At 50.4% G+C, this 15,931-nt stretch carries 16 protein-coding genes; 7 read left to right on the forward strand and 9 right to left on the reverse strand.

The window, feature by feature from the left end; all coding sequences use genetic code 11:
* Positions 1–174 precede the first annotated feature (174 nt).
* Complete coding sequence (locus N7E60_RS04000; protein WP_025740011.1) at positions 175–453, forward strand: winged helix-turn-helix domain-containing protein; 279 nt, start codon at positions 175–177, stop codon at positions 451–453.
* On the opposite strand, the gene N7E60_RS04005 is transcribed toward N7E60_RS04000, so the two are convergent.
* Both N7E60_RS04005 and N7E60_RS04010 read right to left on the reverse strand, forming a co-directional pair.
* Complete coding sequence (locus N7E60_RS04005) at positions 450–821, reverse strand: DUF1499 domain-containing protein (RefSeq protein WP_157893177.1); 372 nt, start codon at positions 819–821, stop codon at positions 450–452. The two genes, N7E60_RS04000 and N7E60_RS04005, sit on opposite strands and share 4 nt — an antisense overlap.
* A 71-nt stretch (positions 822–892) precedes the next feature.
* Positions 893–1,240, reverse strand: a complete 348-nt coding sequence (locus tag N7E60_RS04010) for a DUF2956 domain-containing protein (RefSeq protein WP_069587480.1) — start codon at positions 1,238–1,240, stop codon at positions 893–895.
* A 120-nt stretch (positions 1,241–1,360) separates the two neighbouring features.
* On the opposite strand from N7E60_RS04010, the gene N7E60_RS04015 reads away from it, so the two are divergent.
* Positions 1,361–1,864, forward strand: coding sequence for a DUF2919 domain-containing protein (locus N7E60_RS04015; protein WP_269598190.1), 504 nt, complete (start codon positions 1,361–1,363; stop codon positions 1,862–1,864).
* Positions 1,861–2,784, forward strand: coding sequence for a Dyp-type peroxidase (locus N7E60_RS04020; RefSeq protein ID WP_269598191.1), 924 nt, complete (start codon positions 1,861–1,863; stop codon positions 2,782–2,784). Before N7E60_RS04015 ends, N7E60_RS04020 begins: the two co-directional genes overlap by 4 nt.
* 58 nt (positions 2,785–2,842) lie before the next feature.
* On the opposite strand, the gene crr is transcribed toward N7E60_RS04020, so the two are convergent.
* The 5 genes from crr to cysZ all read right to left on the reverse strand — a co-directional run bounded on the left by crr (position 2,843) and on the right by cysZ (position 7,664).
* Complete coding sequence (gene crr, locus N7E60_RS04025; RefSeq protein ID WP_069587401.1) at positions 2,843–3,352, reverse strand: PTS glucose transporter subunit IIA; 510 nt, start codon at positions 3,350–3,352, stop codon at positions 2,843–2,845.
* A gap of 39 nt (positions 3,353–3,391) precedes the next feature.
* The gene (gene ptsI / locus N7E60_RS04030; RefSeq protein WP_077455596.1) at positions 3,392–5,119 is read right to left on the reverse strand and encodes a phosphoenolpyruvate-protein phosphotransferase PtsI; all 1,728 of its coding nucleotides are present in this window, start codon (positions 5,117–5,119) and stop codon (positions 3,392–3,394) included.
* Positions 5,120–5,169: 50 nt separating this feature from the next.
* Complete coding sequence (locus N7E60_RS04035; RefSeq protein WP_069587399.1) at positions 5,170–5,427, reverse strand: HPr family phosphocarrier protein; 258 nt, start codon at positions 5,425–5,427, stop codon at positions 5,170–5,172.
* Positions 5,428–5,745: 318 nt separating this feature from the next.
* Positions 5,746–6,714, reverse strand: a complete 969-nt coding sequence (gene cysK / locus N7E60_RS04040; RefSeq protein WP_077455597.1) for a cysteine synthase A — start codon at positions 6,712–6,714, stop codon at positions 5,746–5,748.
* 191 nt (positions 6,715–6,905) lie between these two features.
* Positions 6,906–7,664 carry a sulfate transporter CysZ gene (gene cysZ, locus N7E60_RS04045; RefSeq protein ID WP_269598192.1) on the reverse strand — a complete coding sequence of 253 codons (759 nt, stop codon included), beginning with the start codon at positions 7,662–7,664 and terminating at the stop codon, positions 6,906–6,908.
* A gap of 262 nt (positions 7,665–7,926) precedes the next feature.
* Here cysZ and zipA point away from each other — a divergent pair, with 262 nt between their 5' ends.
* The 3 genes from zipA (at position 7,927) to gltX (ending at position 12,496) form a co-directional block, all read left to right on the forward strand.
* Complete coding sequence (gene zipA, locus N7E60_RS04050) at positions 7,927–8,841, forward strand: cell division protein ZipA (RefSeq protein WP_269598193.1); 915 nt, start codon at positions 7,927–7,929, stop codon at positions 8,839–8,841.
* Between the two features lie 115 nt (positions 8,842–8,956).
* Positions 8,957–10,966: an NAD-dependent DNA ligase LigA gene (ligA, locus tag N7E60_RS04055; RefSeq protein ID WP_269598194.1), complete on the forward strand. Its 2,010-nt coding sequence runs from the start codon at positions 8,957–8,959 to the stop codon at positions 10,964–10,966.
* 105 nt (positions 10,967–11,071) lie between these two features.
* A complete protein-coding gene (gltX, locus tag N7E60_RS04060) occupies positions 11,072–12,496 on the forward strand; it encodes a glutamate--tRNA ligase (RefSeq protein ID WP_077661837.1) in 1,425 nt (474 codons plus the stop codon).
* 64 nt (positions 12,497–12,560) lie between these two features.
* Here gltX and N7E60_RS04065 read toward each other — a convergent pair whose 3' ends face one another.
* Positions 12,561–13,811 (reverse strand): uracil-xanthine permease family protein, encoded by a 1,251-nt coding sequence (locus N7E60_RS04065; protein ID WP_269598195.1) that lies wholly within the window; start codon positions 13,809–13,811, stop codon positions 12,561–12,563.
* A 251-nt stretch (positions 13,812–14,062) separates the two neighbouring features.
* Here N7E60_RS04065 and N7E60_RS04070 point away from each other — a divergent pair, with 251 nt between their 5' ends.
* Positions 14,063–15,217 carry a DUF2066 domain-containing protein gene (locus N7E60_RS04070; protein WP_077675617.1) on the forward strand — a complete coding sequence of 385 codons (1,155 nt, stop codon included), beginning with the start codon at positions 14,063–14,065 and terminating at the stop codon, positions 15,215–15,217.
* A gap of 92 nt (positions 15,218–15,309) precedes the next feature.
* Here N7E60_RS04070 and N7E60_RS04075 read toward each other — a convergent pair whose 3' ends face one another.
* Positions 15,310–15,888, reverse strand: a complete 579-nt coding sequence (locus N7E60_RS04075; protein WP_069587391.1) for a lipid-binding SYLF domain-containing protein — start codon at positions 15,886–15,888, stop codon at positions 15,310–15,312.
* Positions 15,889–15,931 lie beyond the last annotated feature (43 nt).

Here is a 15,931-nt window from a genome sequence, read left to right on the forward strand (position 1 = left end):
CCTAGCGCGGGATCGATGTGCTGATGAATAGCAAGGTAGAGATCTCGTGCAGACTGTGAATTCTCCCGCTAAATACGCCTGCAGCACGTCGATTTGATGGCGTTTTGATCGAACGCAAAACCTCCTATTACCCGACATGAATAATGGGATTAATCAGAACTTTCGGAGGTTCGTATGGAACTAAATCCTGTGTTTGCACGGCGCTTGTATCTCGCCGCGCTTGTTGAAGAAATGGAACGTCCTAATGTACCGCGCTTAATTGAAGCGACGGGCTGGCCACGTCGCACCATTCAAGATGTCTTAAAGTCGCTATCGGGCTTGGGAATCGATATGACCTTTATTCAAGATGGCAAGCGCCATAATGATGGGTACTACCAGCTAAAAGACTGGGGCCCCTTCCGCCGCGACTGGGTTGAAGATAAGAAGCGCGATATTCGTTCTTATATCAACTAAGGCGACGGTGTAATGAGTTTGGTATCGCGTAACGCCTGACGAATTGCGTCAGCGCGTCGTCGATTGGCACCAAAATCATAGTAGCCAACACGAGATGCGGAGCGCAGCGTCAGTTCTGTGCCGTGCACTGATATTTCGACGTCGTCGACAAAGCGCAGCACTGGGGTCGTGAAGGTAAAGTGGGCATAGTTATCTTGTTGAGAGATAAGCTTCGCGCCCGATAGACTGGCAATGGTGTTGACGATATCGTCAAACCGGACAGACTCACTGGTCAGGGTGAAAGGTGATAATGCAAACTTGGGTCGAGTATCCTTGCTTGATACGCAGTTAGGGCTGTCTCCACAGGCGGTAACCGGTGGCTGTTTCATGATCTTGTCTCCTGTCGAGCACCCTGTAAGCGTCAATGCCACGAGTAATCCCAATGTCCGTGTTCTTATCATTATCCCACCCATAGGTAACCAATAAAGCCAATCCAACTGATCACCAATAATAGCCAAGGTAGACGGCTATCGCTGCGATCGCGCGCAGATGTTGTCGGTTGTGGCGGTGCGCTAGCAGTGACAGTGTCGGTATGCTCACTCGCTTGTTTTTGTTTTTTCTTCCGAGCTTTGTCGTGTGCGCGCGCTTTGGCTTTTTGCTCTTTCTTATATTGCGCAATACCTTTCTCGATGCCTTGGGCAATCAGTTTGGTTTGGGCTTTGGTTTGCCCGGGCTTTTGTGTCGCTTTGGCCACACGCATGGCTTCTTGCTGTGTTTCAGGCGAGACAGCGGCTGCTTGTTTACCCATGTTCGCTCCGTACTGCGGATGATAAATCAGGTGAATAGAGTAACAAATTCTCATCAGGATCTTGCAGTTTTTCGGCGTGGGCGTCATGTTGGTCAATAGCGCAATGATATTGGCATACACATGGACACACTTCATCATTATGACGAGAAGGGCTTTTTAAAAGCGCCCGTAACTTATCTGATCTGTCTTATTTTATTAAGCCGTGCATGGTGGCTGCTGGCGATGGCAGGGGTTAGTCGACAGCAAGGCAGTGAATTGCTGGCACTATTTTATCCAGACAAATCTGCCTTGTACGCCAGTTTGGCAGTGGGCGTGTTGCCTCTCATACTTCTGTTGTTGGTTGGCAATTGTCACCGTGCACCTTGGTGGGCTCAGCGCCTTTGGCATTGGGGCTATGCCTTAATTTGGCCGGTCTGGTGCTGGGAAGGGGCGCAGGTGCTTAGGACGTTAATGGCCACTGACGGGCAGTTTCATTGGTTGATTGCATGCCACGGATTATGGGTGGTGTGGGGGAGCTTGTATTGGTTAAGAAGCCGACGGGTGAAACGTTTTTTTTACCAATTTATCCGCGGCTTACATTTAAGCGCCACAGAAAACAATAAGTACAAAGGAGAAGTAACATGACACAGGCACAGTCCGCGATTGTCCCTGATGGTGGACCCTATGCATTGTATGTGATGCTTAAGGTCACTGACGATGCCGCCTTGGTGCTACAGCAATGTCAGCGGTTGGCTGAGATTGCTAAGCAAACGCAAGAGGTCTTCGGTGATGCTCAGATGGGCGTGGCGGTAGGATTTAGCCCTGCTTTTTGTCGTGCCCACGGGTTAGCTTATCCGGAGGGCGTGACAGACTTTCGTCCCCGAGAGAGTCGTAAACATCGGGCGCCTCACACTGACTGTGATGTTTTTATTCATCTTCATGGTTTGCGGCACGATTTGAATTTCTATGTTTTTCAACAATGGTTAACGCCCATTAAGAAAGTCGTGGATGTGGTGGATGAAACAGCAGGGTTCCGCTATCTCGATGCGCGTGATATGACAGGCTTTATCGATGGCACGGAAAATCCGCAAGGCCTTGCGCGTGAAGCGGTTGCAGTGATCCCAGACGGACCGTTTGCTGGGGGTAGTGTGGCTTTGGTCCAACGCTATGTCCATGATATACCAGCTTGGGAGCGGTTACAGCAAGCGGCACAAGAAAAGGTGATTGGACGCACCAAGCCTGACTCCATCGAACTTGAGGACATGCCGGATACATCCCACGTTGGGCGGGTGGACATCAAAGAAAACGGGGTCGGCCTGAAAATTCTTCGTCAGAGCCTGCCATACGGCAGTGTCAGTGGCGAGCATGGGCTATTGTTCCTCGCCTATTGCCAACAGCAACATCCGTTGGATGTGATGTTAGATAGCATGTTTGGTGAACGCGATGGCAAAACCGACATGATGTTAAGCTTTACCCAAGCGGTGACCGGCGCCATTATGTTTATGCCTTCACAGACCACGTTAGCGCAATATGTGGAGCGTCTTAGCCAACCCGGTGTTGCATAACGGGCAATAAAAAACGCAGCCCGGAGGCTGCGTTTTCTTATCGTCGACCAAATTTGAATTACTTGGTCACGCGCAGTACAGGTGTTTCACCCACAGTGACGGCACCAGAAAGCTTAGTCAGCTCTTTGATCTCGTCCATGTTAGAGATAACAACTGGTGTTAGCGTTGATTTAGCTTTTTCTTCCAGCATGCCCAAGTCAAACTCGATCACGGTGTCGCCCGCTTTCACTGTTTGGCCTTCTTCTGCAATACGCTTAAAGCCTTCGCCTTTCAGCTCAACGGTATCAATACCGAAGTGAACGAAAAGCTCAACGCCATCTTCAGACTCGATAGAGAAAGCGTGGTTGGTTTCGAAAATCTTACCGATAGTACCGTTTACAGGTGCTACCATTTTGTCGCCTGAAGGCTTGATTGCAATGCCATCACCGACGATTTTCTCAGCAAACACAACATCAGGCACGTCTTCAATGTTGACGATCTCACCCGATAATGGGGCGATAATTTCAATAGCACTTGCGTCGTTGCTGTCTTCTGACACCAACTTCTTCAGTTTGTCGAACAGACCCATAGTGTTGCTCCTAAGCAGTAATTCTTTGCTGATTGTATATTAGCAGACGGTTTTTTCCGCAATAAATTTTTCGACATAGGCTTCGATTTCTGCCGCAGTTGGCAGATTGAGGGCTGTGTCGGCCATCGCTTTCACATCAGCAAAGTTGGCATTACGGATAATCTTCTTGATGCGAGGGATAGAGATGGCACTCATACTGAACTCATCCAGGCCCATACCCATCAATAGTAACGTTGCTTTCTCATCCCCTGCAAGTTCTCCGCACATTCCGGTCCATTTACCTTCGGCATGTGAGGCATCAATCACTTGCTTGATAACCGTCAATACTGCAGGTGACAGCGGATTGTACAAGTGAGAAATCAGTTCGTTGCCACGATCGACAGCCAGGGTGTACTGGGTCAAATCGTTGGTTCCGATGCTGAAGAAGTCAACTTCTTTAGCAAGGTGATGCGCAATGGCGGCGGCCGCTGGTGTTTCTACCATCACACCAATTTCTAGTGACTCATCAAAGGTGAGGCCTTCTTCACGCAGCTCAGCTTTGTAGGTCTCTAGCGCGGTTTTCAGCTCACGGATTTCTTCAACAGAGATGATCATTGGGAACATCACGCGGACTTTACCGTGTGCAGATGCACGCAAAATAGCACGGAGTTGGTCACGCAGAATTTCACGACGATCCAAGCTGATACGCACTGCACGCCAACCCAAGAATGGGTTCATTTCGTCAGGCAGATCCATGTATGGCAGGTCTTTATCGCCACCAATGTCCATGGTACGGATGATCACTGGATGACCATCAACCGCCTCAGCGACCGCTTTGTACGCTTGATACTGTTCTTCTTCGGTAGGCAGTGAATCACGGTCCATAAATAGGAACTCGGTGCGGTAAAGACCGACACCTTCACCACCGTTACGGTTGACACCGTCACAGTCTTTGACAGTACCTACGTTACCGCAGACTTCAACTTGATGACCGTCCAGCGTAATTGCAGGCAAATCTTTCAATTTCGCCAGCTCAGCTTTTTCTGCTTGGTACTGATCGCGAATGGCTTTAAATTTCGCCAACTCGTCTTCAGATGGGTTCACAACAATCTTGTTGTTTACTGCATCCAGTACCAGCATGTCGCCATTTTTAATTTTCGCAGTCGCATCGTTAGTACCCACCACGGCTGGAAGCTCAAGTGAGCGTGCCATAATCGAGGTGTGAGACGTACGTCCGCCAATGTCTGTGATAAAGCCCAGCACATGGTTCAGGTCGATTTGCGCCGTTTCAGAAGGCGTTAAATCGTTGGCGACCAAGATCACTTGCTCGTTAATTGCACTGAGAGACACCATGTTGATGCCTAGCGCGTTTTTCACAAAGCGTGAGCCAATGTCACGAATGTCTGCGGCGCGCTCTTTCAGATAATCGTCGTCGAGTGACTCAAGCGTCACCGCTTGTTCTTCAATCACGCTGTAGATGGCGTGGTCGGCGGTTGCTAGGTTTGACTTGATGAAGCTGACAATTTCTTCTTCCAGCTCTTCATCTTCTAGCAGCATGATGTGACCTTCGAAGATGGCTTCTTTCTCTTCGCCGAAGGTTTCCCTTGCTTTGTCTTTGATCGCTTCAAGTTGCGTCTTAGACTTTTCGCGAGCATCCAATACGCGCTGAATTTCTTGATCGACTTGAGACGCGGCAATCTTGTTTTTATTGATTACAACGTCTTCTTCTTGCAGCAGCAGTGCTTTACCGAAAGCAATACCAGGTGATGCCAGGATGCCTGAAATCATAGCTTTACCTTACGTTTACCAAACTTAAAACCGATAGAAAAAGAGCCGGATTACTCCAGCTCGCCCATCAGTTTTACTAGGTGATCAACAGCTTCTTGTGCTTGCGCACCTTCAGCAGAGATAGTCACCATGGTGCCTTTGGTCAAGCCAAGGGTTTGAAGTTTGAACAGGCTTTTTGCGCTCGCGCTTTTACCGTTAGACTCAACAGTGATGTCAGCATCATAGGCTTTCGCATCTTTCACGAACTGCGCTGCTGGACGAGTGTGTAGGCCGTTTTCTGCAGTAATTTCAACTTGCTTCTTATACATGATTCACCCCGTATCTCTATTTTTTTAAATCTATGTATTAAATCTAAGATTAGCTTAACCGCTGACGGGCATTTTCGCTATCCGTTGGCGTTAACCTAACCAAGAAATTGACCGTATAGCTTAATCCATGTCAATTTCCTGTCATCTTTTTGCCGTTTTTGACCTTCCACTCATCAGGTGATGTCGCTTTTATTTTGATGCGGAAAATAAAAAGGCAGACGTTTTTTACTAAAGCTTAATATAAAAATCAAACAAAAAAGGCCCGATGTGGGCCTTTTGTCAGGGGGAGGTAAATGTGCTTTACGCACTAACCTGCTGTTACTGTTCGTTTTCTAGCTCGGTAAACATGCCTGCGAATAGCGGTGAGCTGAGATAACGTTCTGCAGCACTTGGCAAAATTGTGACGATCTTCTTGTTTGCAAACTCAGGAAGCTCAGCAATTTTGTTGGCAGCGACCACAGCCGCACCTGATGAAATACCGGCCAAAATGCCTTCTTCTTCCATCAGGCGACGTGCCATTTCGATGGCTTCATCTGAGGTGACAGAAACCACTTTGTCGATCAGGCTGACATCCAAGTTTTTAGGAACAAAGCCCGCGCCAATGCCTTGAATTTTGTGAGGGGCAGGTTGCACATCGTCACCGGCCAAGGTTTGTGCAATCACAGGCGACTCTGCAGGCTCAACGGCGACGGTCGTGATCGCCTTACCTTGGGTGTTTTTGATGTAGCGGCTAACACCGGTCAGTGTTCCACCAGTACCGACACCCGCAACAAACACGTCAATCTCACCATCTGTATCGTCCCACAGCTCAGGTCCCGTGGTCTTTTCATGAATTTCAGGGTTAGCAGGGTTATCGAACTGTTGCAGCATTAGGTATTTGCCGGGCTCTGCGGCCATGATTTCTTCTGCTTTTGCGATCGCCCCTTTCATGCCTTTCGGCGCTTCGGTCAGCACCAGCTTCGCGCCCAGCGCTTTAAGCAGTTTACGACGCTCTAAGCTCATCGACTCAGGCATCGTTAGGGTGAGTTTATAACCACGTGCGGCAGCAACATAAGCGAGTGCAATCCCCGTGTTACCACTGGTCGGTTCAATCAGCTCAATACCGGGTTTCAAGGTGCCTTTTTTCTCGGCGTCCCAAATCATGTTGGCACCGATTCGGCACTTGACGCTGAAGCTTGGGTTACGCGCTTCGATTTTGGCGAGCACGTTTGGCTTAGCTACGCGATTGAGGCGAACCAGCGGGGTATTACCGATAGTTTGTGTGTTGTCTTCGTAAATCTTACCCATTGTATCGTTCCTTCATGACACCGATTAGTTTGGCTATAAGCATATCTCTGATGCCTGTTTTGAAAAGGATCAGTTGGTTATATCTTATTGTGACATCGACCAATAAATGATTGGCAAATAGAAGAAAAGCCCACTGAAATTGTGAGCTTTTCTCTCTGAGCGTAGAGGTTTTTGAGTGAGGTAACAACCAGCTAGTAGCGCCCGAGTCGCGACTTATAAGTGTCGACCCATAATGCGGTGGCGCCGCATACGGCAGCAGGCATGACTAACAGGTTCAGGATTGGCGTCATGGTAAACAGCATCACCACAGCCCCAAAACTGAGCGATGTACCTCTGCGTTGTTTCAGGCTGTCGCGCATGGTCGGGAAGGCTACCTTGTGGTTATCAAATGGATAGTCACAGTATTGAATGGCCATCATCCAAGCACTAAATACAAACCACAATACAGGACCAAGTGTTTGGCCTAAGGCGGGGATCCATAATATCAGCAGCAATCCCAGCGCCTTGGGAATGTAGTACATCAGTTTTTGCCATTCGCGTTTCATTACCCGTGGCAGATCTTTAACCACATCGAGCATGCCATCATTGGGCGAGGGGGCGCCGGTCAGCTTGGCCTCCAAATGCTCCGCCAATAAACCGTTGAACGGTGCTGCAATCCAGTTAGCTAAGGTGCTAAAGAAGTAGGAAAACACCACTAAGATAGCAATCACGACCAGCGGCCAAAGCACAAAGGACAGCCAAGACAGCCATTCTGGGAGGGTCGCAAGCCAAGTATCAATCCAATCGCTAAATTGAGACAATAAATAAGCAAATGCGCCGCCCATCAATAACACATTGACGATAATCGGGATCACTACAAAACGCCGTAATCCCGGCGTCAGCATCAGTGAAAAACCTTGTAACAAATAGCCAGCCCCGCTTCGAGGCTGAGGATGAACACGGTGGGTCATGGCATCTCCTTTTTGATTTGGGGTTATACTACTGGCCCAACCGAGGTGCTGACAACGGTCAAATGCGTGGAAACTTTACGCATTTCTGTTGCTGTATTCGTTAAATTGTCTCCAACTTTTGATACAGTTAACTAAGTTGACCGATTACGCATTGCGTTAGTCAATGTGGCCCGCTTATGATCGACAAAGCGTTTGCGTATCTGCGCACGCTATGCCATAAGCTAATCAATACGCTGAACAAACACAGATTTGAGAATCGACGATGCAGGAATTGCGCCTTGTACTGATTGTTTTGGGAGCATTAGCAATTGCAGCTTTGCTGTTGCATGGCCTCTGGACCAATAAGAAAGAAAAGAGCACCAAGTTTGGTGAAAAGCCGCTGGGAAAATTGGATGACAGCAAAGACGACCAAGGGTTTGATCAAGACGGGATAGGCGCAGTCCGAGTCGTCAAAAGCGCCTCTGGCGACAATCCGAAACCCAGCCGCAAAGAGCCTGCGGTGAGTTTTGGTGATAAACCCGATGTCGACCCCTTATTTGCCGACGAATCCGCGAAGACAGAACCCGTCGAGCCTGCTTTTCCATCAATGTCGGCGGCCGATGATGCTCCTGAACCTGCAGCGGGCGAGCAATCCGCCGCGTCATTTACCGCCCATCAAGCAGAAGACGGTGAGGATACTGCTCCGGTCAGTGATGACACGCCGCAACCAGACACTGCCGAGCATGACGCTGAGCAAAATGAAGCTGAAGCCGCTGAGACGGAAGATGAAACTGAAGTGCTTGTTTTGCATGTTCATGCCAACAACAATGCCATTTTCAACGGTCTTGAGTTAACCAACAGCCTTGAACAGCATGGTCTGCGCTTTGGTGATATGGGGATTTATCACCGTCATTCCGATCCGTCAGGCACAGGCAAAGTGCTGTTTAGTGTCGCGAACATGGTAAAACCAGGCACCTTTGATATCGGTCATATTGATGGCTTTGAAACGCCGGGAATTAGCTTCTTTATGACTCTGCCTTGTTATGGTGAGCCTGAACAAAACTTCAAACTGATGCTACAAACCGCGCAGCAGATTGCCGATGAGCTCGGCGGGCTGGTGCTTGACGATGCGCGCGCCATGATGACGCCGTCTCGCCTTGACGAATACCGAGATCGGGTTAAAGCCTTCTCCGCATAGGTCGAAGTTGGCCGGTGATTGTTCATCGGCCGACCACCTGCTCGAGCACATCTCCATCTTCGCCGTTAATACGTATATACTTGCCTGTCACTCAATCAGTCACAACAGATCAATCATGGCTTACAGCAAAGAACAACTGGATGCGTTGAAGCATCAGCTTAACTACCATGCCTATCGCTACTATGTCGAAGACAGCCCTGAGCTGCCGGACGCGGAGTACGATCGTTTAATGCAAACGTTGCTGGCCATTGAAGCAGAGCACCCTGAATGGGTGACGGCTGATTCGCCGAGTCAGCGTGTGGGTGGCGCACCGCTTAGCGCGTTTGAGACGGTCACCCACGAGTTGGCGATGTTATCTTTGGGCAATGCCTTCAGTGATGACGATCTGGCTGACTTTGAACGCCGTGTTAAAGACAGACTCGGTGATGGTGAGTCGGTCACCTATACCTGTGAGCCAAAACTTGATGGCTTGGCGGTTAGCTTGATTTACGAAAATGGTGTCTTGGTGCAAGCTGCTACCCGAGGCGATGGCACCACAGGTGAAAACATCACCCACAATGTGAAAACGATTCGTAACGTCCCGTTGACGTTGCAGGCGGGAGATTGGCCGACGCGCCTTGAGGTGCGCGGTGAAGTCTTTATGCCTAAAGCGGGCTTTGAGGCACTGAATGAAGCGGCCCTCAAGAGAGGGGATAAAACCTTTGCCAACCCGCGCAATGCTGCCGCTGGTAGTCTGCGTCAACTGGACCCCAAAGTCGCCGCCAGTCGTCCGCTTAGTTTTTACGCCTATGCCGTTGGCATTATGTCGACACCGTTTGGCGAAGGGCAGTTCCAACGCCTGCAAAAGCTTAAACAGTGGGGGCTAGCGCTTAGCCCTGAAGTCAAACAGGTGACGGATTTAGCTGGTGTCAAACGCTACTACCAAGACATCTTAGCTCGACGTGATGCATTGCCCTATGAAATTGACGGGGTGGTGATAAAAGTCGACAGCATTGAAAGCCAGCAAACCCTAGGGTTTGTTGCGCGCGCTCCCCGCTGGGCGGTTGCTTATAAATTCCCGGCTCAAGAAGAAATTACCACCCTCAACGATGTTGAGTTCCAAGTGGGACGGACGGGAGCCATCACACCGGTCGCAAAACTGGCGCCTGTTTTTGTCGGAGGCGTGACGGTCAGCAATGCGACCTTACACAACGGCGATGAAATTGAGCGCTTAGGGGTTCATATCGGTGATACCGTGGTGATCCGTCGCGCGGGTGATGTGATCCCACAAGTGGTCGGCGTGGTAGAAAGCCGCCGTCCAGAACATGCTAAGCCGATTGTTTTTCCAACTGCTTGTCCTGTGTGTGATTCTGCGGTCACTCGTGTTGAGGGTGAAGCGGTGGCGCGTTGTACTGGCGGGTTAATTTGCCTTGCGCAACGTAAAGAAGCCATTAAGCATTTCTCCTCGCGTAAGGCGATGGATATTGATGGCCTCGGTGATAAAATCGTCGAGCAGCTGATTGAAAAAGAGCTGATCCATACTCCCGCTGATCTGTTTCGCCTCACGGCGGGCCGCGTCACCGCCTTGGATAGAATGGGGCCAAAATCAGCACAAAATCTGATTGATGCGCTAGAAAAAGCCAAAGCGACCACCTTGCCTCGATTTATTTATGCGTTGGGGATCCGTGAGGTTGGCGAAGCCACGGCACAAAATCTGGCCACACATTTTAAAACCCTCGACGCGCTGCGCGCCGCGGATGAAGAAGCCTTGATTGCTGTCCCTGATGTTGGGACGATTGTGGCGGGCCATATTGTTCGCTTCTTTGCCGAGCCCCACAACCAAGATGTGTTGGATGCACTGTTGGAAACTGGGATCCACTGGCCGGAAGTGGCCCAACAAACGGATGCGCAAGCACAGCCTTTGGCGGGAAAAACCATCGTGTTGACTGGTACCTTGTCGCAAATGTCGCGCACGGATGCAAAAGCCGCGCTGCAAGCGTTAGGGGCTAAAGTGACCGGAAGCGTATCGGCGAAAACAGATATCTTGATTGCCGGTGAAGCCGCTGGCTCGAAACTGACCAAAGCGCAAGATTTAGGTGTGACCGTGTTAGATGAAGACGGCATGCTGGCATTGATTAACCAATAAATACCGCGAGGCTTCGGGGGAATCCCGTGGCCTCGATTGTGGAATTTACCTGTACTGGTAAACTAACTGTCACTCATCATTCTCACCACTGGGATAGGGATCCTAATGACTATCAAAACCCGCTTTGCCCCCAGCCCAACCGGCTTTTTGCACGTGGGCGGTGCGCGTACAGCACTCTATTCTTGGCTAGCAGCACGCAGCCAAGGCGGTCAATTTGTATTGCGTATTGAAGATACTGATCTTGAGCGTTCAACCCAAGAGGCCATCGACGCCATCTTAGAAGGGATGGAATGGTTGGGTTTAACGTGGGATGAAGGTCCATATTATCAAACCAAGCGTTTTGACCGATATAACCAGCTTGTTGACCAACTTTTGGCGGAAGACAAAGCCTATAAATGCTATGCCCCGAAAGAGCTGCTCGATGAGATCCGTGAGCAACAAAAAGCAGACGGTCTTAAGCCACGCTACGACGCTGATCATCCAAAAGTGATTGAAGCGAATCAAAACGCCAAGGCGGATGACCCCCATGTGATCCGTTTCCGCAACCCGAAAGAGGGTAAGGTTGTCTTTGACGACAAGATCCGCGGCCGTATTGAAATTGCGAACAGTGAACTGGATGATCTGATTATCCGCCGTACCGACGGCAGCCCAACCTACAACTTCTGTGTGGTTGTGGATGACTGGGATATGGGGATCACCCAAGTTGTGCGTGGTGAAGACCACATCAACAACACCCCACGTCAGATCAATATCTACAAAGCTCTGGGCGCACCGGTCCCTGAGTTTGCGCATTGCTCGATGATCCTTGGTGACGACGGTGCGAAGCTGTCTAAGCGCCACGGTGCGGTCAGCGTTATGCAATATCGCGATCAGGGCTTCTTGCCTCATGCGTTGCTGAACTATTTGGTGCGCTTGGGCTGGTCACATGGTGACCAAGAAATTTTCTCGCTCGATGAGATGATTGAACTGTTTAGCCTTGAAGCGATCAGCAAGTCGGCCTCAGCGTTTAACACTGAAAAGCTGCTGTGGTTGAACAACCACTACATCAAGCATGCCGATCCGCAAGAGGTCGCGCAGCACCTGCAGTGGCACCTCGATCAAGCTGGTATCGACATTAGCCAAGGCCCGGCCATCACCGACGTGATCCAGCTGGTCGGCGAGCGTTGTCATACCTTGGTAGAGCTGGCGGAGCAAAGCCGTTACTTCTATCAAGATTTTGATGAGATCGATCCAGCGGCGGCGAAAAAGCACCTGCGTCCGGTGGCTCTAGAGCCATTACAAGTGGCGAAAGGCAAAATTGAAGCGCTGCAAGACTGGAGCGTGGAAGCCTTAAAAGCGGTGATCGCCGATACCTGTGCCGATTTGGATGTGGGTATGGGCAAAGTGGGTATGCCATTGCGTGTTGCGGTCACTGGTGGTGGTCAGTCGCCTTCTGTGGATGCGGTCATGCACCTGATTGGTAAAGACCGTGTGGTCGCGCGTATTGAGCAAGCGATTAAGCTTGTTGAAGCGCGTGCGGCGCAAGGTTAATCAACCCAACCACCGTAGGTGGGAAAATCCAAAAGGGCGCTAGGCGCCCTTTTTCGATCGGGGGTTAGTGCGAGCCTTCTTCCATCTGCGCACTGTCAACAATATGGTTTTCCCCCATTTTACGTGGCAACACAAGGTTGAGCACAATCGCGACTAGACCACACAGGCTAATGCCTTGTAAGCTAAAATCGCCAATGCCAAACGCCATGCCGCCAATACCAAAGACCAAGGTCACACCGACAATCGCGAGGTTGCGAGAGTCATGTAGATCGACTTGATTGCGGATCAGGGTATTTAATCCCACCGTCGCGATAGAGCCGAATAACAAGATCATGATCCCGCCCATCACAGGCAAAGGAATGGTCAGTAACACTGCGCCCAGCTTGCCGACAAAGGCCAACACAATTGCCGTTAATGCTGCATAGGTCATAATCACTGGGTTAAATGCTTTGGTGAGCATCACGGCTCCGGTGACTTCGCTGTAAGTGGTATTGGGTGGCGCACCGAATAAAGATGCGGCAATGGTAGCGGCACCGTCACCTGCCATGGTGCGGTGAAGACCGGGTTTTTTCAGGTAGTCTTTGCGGGTGACATTTGAGATAGCCAGCATATCGCCCACATGCTCAACAGCGGGAGCGATCGCCACGGGGATTATGAATAAGATAGCGTTGATATTAAATTCAGGCAGTGTAAAGGCGGGCATGGCGAGCCAGCTTGCTTGAGTCACAGCGCTGAAATCGACCACACCCATGATAAGGCTGGCGATATATCCCACCACGATACCCGCCAAGATTGGCACTAACTTAAAGAAGCCTTTAGCAAACACACTGATCACTATGGTGGTCAGCAGCGATAGCAACGAAATCCAAATCGCCACATCACCGGCGATAATTTGCGTGCCGCCATCGCCGCTTTTCCCCAACGCCATATTGACCGCGGTTGGCGCAAGCCCCAGACCAATCACCATAATGACAGGACCCACCACCACAGGTGGCAACAACTTGTGAATAATGTCGACGCCTTTGACACGGATAATGCCGCCCATAATCAGGTAAACCACCCCAGCCGCCATTAGACCGCCCATAGTAGCGGGAATACCAAAGTTGTTAACACCGTAAAGAATGGGAGCGATAAAAGCGAAAGAAGAGGCGAGGAAAATGGGGACGGAGCGACGGGTGATAAGTTGAAAAATCAGGGTTCCAATACCGGCACCAAAGAGGGCCACATTGGGGTCAAGCCCGGTTAATAATGGCACCAATACCAATGCGCCAAATGCAACAAATAGCATCTGTGCGCCTTGTAAAACTTGCATCATAGTCTCACCTCCAAAAAAAATCGCGAGATGTTAGCACAAAGCCAAGATGTGATGCTTGTCATATTTATCAATGTGAGATCGGTAGCAAATAATCGATGTAACGGATTTCATTCTAGTGGCGAGAGGCAGCGTGGTGAGAGGGCTATGTGAACCAACGGTCAGGAATCAGGTCTTTTTTAGGTAAGAGCATTGCTGAGAGAGGACAAGAGCGCTTATGATCCCAACATCCCATCAATCAATGTGGAAAAACTATGATCCGATTTGTAATGGCCGTGATGGCTATGCTGTGGCTACCCAGCGTCTTTGCCAATAATTTGTACCATGCAAGCGTACCATTAGATAACGGCGCTCAAACGTCGCAACAAGCGGCTAAGCAACAAGGCTTGCTGGACGTGTTGGTCAAAGTCTCGGGACAACGTGACATTGCCGATAATCCCAGTGTGCAGAATCGTCTTAATGATGTGGATGGTTTGATCACCCAGGTAGGATATGGTGAAACGGCGCGTACGGAGAACAGTGAATCGGTACGGACCCTTGAAGTGGGCTTTGATAGCCAGCAAGTGCAAGCGCTGCTGCGTGATGCGGGGTTGCCTTTATGGGGTACGCCGCGTCCGTCCGTTTTAGTATGGCTGGTGGACGATCGTGGTGCTGAACGCGAGATTGTGTGGGAACAAAGCGATGTGGCTTTGGTTGACGCCTTGCGAGACAGTGCGGCCAAGCGGGGTCTGCCTGTACTGGTGCCGGTGGGCGATTTTGATGATCTGATGGCTATCTCTGCCAGTGATCTTTGGGGAGGCTTTATCGGCCCGGTTAGCGACGCGAGTCAGCGCTATCAAGCGGACGGTATTGTGATTGCCAAACTGACCCCGCAGGGCATACGTTGGCAATTCTTCCCCGATGCGAGCGACTTGCAATCCGATCAACAGCGCGGGCAAGGCGACAGTGCGGCTATGATCAATGCAGTTGCCGATTATTATGCGACCCGTACTGCCGTGGTGTTTGATCAAGATGATGACAGTCAAGCGGTGACGTTGGCGATTGCAGGCGTGCAAGGTGGGGATGATTACGTCCAGCTAGAGCGCACATTAGCGGGATTAAATGCGCTACAAAGCGCACACCTTGCGGAGCTCGAGGGAGATACGTTGCGATTTACGGTGCGTTTAGCCGCGTCACAACAAGCTCTGATTAACGAGCTGACCGCGAATCGCGAAATCCGTCTGATGACTCCGCAAGAACGGCTCGATTATGCAGGTAGTGAGAAGATGGAAACGTCACCACAGCAGCCAGCCGGTTCAGCATTAGATAGCTCGGACGAGGGCGTTCGACTCAACAATGAGCCGACACTCGAAGGAGATGTTTTGGCTGAGGATGACACGACACTGTGGTTTGTTTGGCAGTCTTCGTAACCGCATGCGACACACGAATAGAAAGGCCAGCGTATGACGCTGGCCTTTTTCGTTTGGCTGTCCCGTTTAAGATAGATGGTTCATCGCTGCGACTACCAGTTGGCCGGGCTAAATTGCTGACCTGCAAGTGCCGCTTCGACCATCAGGCCACCCTTAGCATGGGTAAAGACAGTCAGACCATTAACGTAATAGGCTTTTGATTGACGGTTGCTGGCTGACGCCGAGGTGCCTGCGGTGCCGGCTTGCGCAGAGGCGCCTTCGGTTAAGGCAGTTGCGGAGGCTTGTGCGCCCAGCTCTACTTGTCCTTTCATAAAGCGGTCATACGCGGCTTGATCTTCAAAAAAGACGATTTCGCTGAAGGCTTGTCCGCCAAAAGTAAGACCGACCGACACTTGCTTTAACTCAGCTGCACTGACCGGCTGACCTTGGCGGTAGACCACGCCCTTACCGTATGCGCCGCCCACCCAAAAGCCGCCTTTACCGACTGAAGGAAACACGGCATAGCCATAGGCGTTATCAAAAAAGGGTTGGGTTTGCGGATATTGATAAAACTGATCGCGTGCCAGGTTTGCTTGGCTAATTTGATCCTGCTGAGAATGGGTAGCACAGCCCACTAGGGCGGTCAGTGCCACTAACGCCATGCTCAACCATACATAAGAACGACGTAACATGTTTTTATCCCTCTTCGTCATCAAAGTGAGTCTTTCACATCAC

Origin of the sequence: Salinivibrio proteolyticus (assembly GCF_027286365.1) — a bacterium.
Lineage (GTDB): Bacteria > Pseudomonadota > Gammaproteobacteria > Enterobacterales > Vibrionaceae > Salinivibrio > Salinivibrio proteolyticus.

Coding starts and splice junctions, on each gene's coding strand:
- N7E60_RS04000 (WP_025740011.1), top strand. CDS start 175: ATGGAACTAAATCCTGTGTTTGCACGGCGCTTGTATCTCGCCGCGCTT.
- N7E60_RS04005 (WP_157893177.1), bottom strand. CDS start 821: ATGAAACAGCCACCGGTTACCGCCTGTGGAGACAGCCCTAACTGCGTA.
- N7E60_RS04010 (WP_069587480.1), bottom strand. CDS start 1,240: ATGGGTAAACAAGCAGCCGCTGTCTCGCCTGAAACACAGCAAGAAGCC.
- N7E60_RS04015 (WP_269598190.1), top strand. CDS start 1,361: ATGGACACACTTCATCATTATGACGAGAAGGGCTTTTTAAAAGCGCCC.
- N7E60_RS04020 (WP_269598191.1), top strand. CDS start 1,861: ATGACACAGGCACAGTCCGCGATTGTCCCTGATGGTGGACCCTATGCA.
- crr (WP_069587401.1), bottom strand. CDS start 3,352: ATGGGTCTGTTCGACAAACTGAAGAAGTTGGTGTCAGAAGACAGCAAC.
- ptsI (WP_077455596.1), bottom strand. CDS start 5,119: ATGATTTCAGGCATCCTGGCATCACCTGGTATTGCTTTCGGTAAAGCA.
- N7E60_RS04035 (WP_069587399.1), bottom strand. CDS start 5,427: ATGTATAAGAAGCAAGTTGAAATTACTGCAGAAAACGGCCTACACACT.
- cysK (WP_077455597.1), bottom strand. CDS start 6,714: ATGGGTAAGATTTACGAAGACAACACACAAACTATCGGTAATACCCCG.
- cysZ (WP_269598192.1), bottom strand. CDS start 7,664: ATGACCCACCGTGTTCATCCTCAGCCTCGAAGCGGGGCTGGCTATTTG.
- zipA (WP_269598193.1), top strand. CDS start 7,927: ATGCAGGAATTGCGCCTTGTACTGATTGTTTTGGGAGCATTAGCAATT.
- ligA (WP_269598194.1), top strand. CDS start 8,957: ATGGCTTACAGCAAAGAACAACTGGATGCGTTGAAGCATCAGCTTAAC.
- gltX (WP_077661837.1), top strand. CDS start 11,072: ATGACTATCAAAACCCGCTTTGCCCCCAGCCCAACCGGCTTTTTGCAC.
- N7E60_RS04065 (WP_269598195.1), bottom strand. CDS start 13,811: ATGATGCAAGTTTTACAAGGCGCACAGATGCTATTTGTTGCATTTGGC.
- N7E60_RS04070 (WP_077675617.1), top strand. CDS start 14,063: ATGATCCGATTTGTAATGGCCGTGATGGCTATGCTGTGGCTACCCAGC.
- N7E60_RS04075 (WP_069587391.1), bottom strand. CDS start 15,888: ATGTTACGTCGTTCTTATGTATGGTTGAGCATGGCGTTAGTGGCACTG.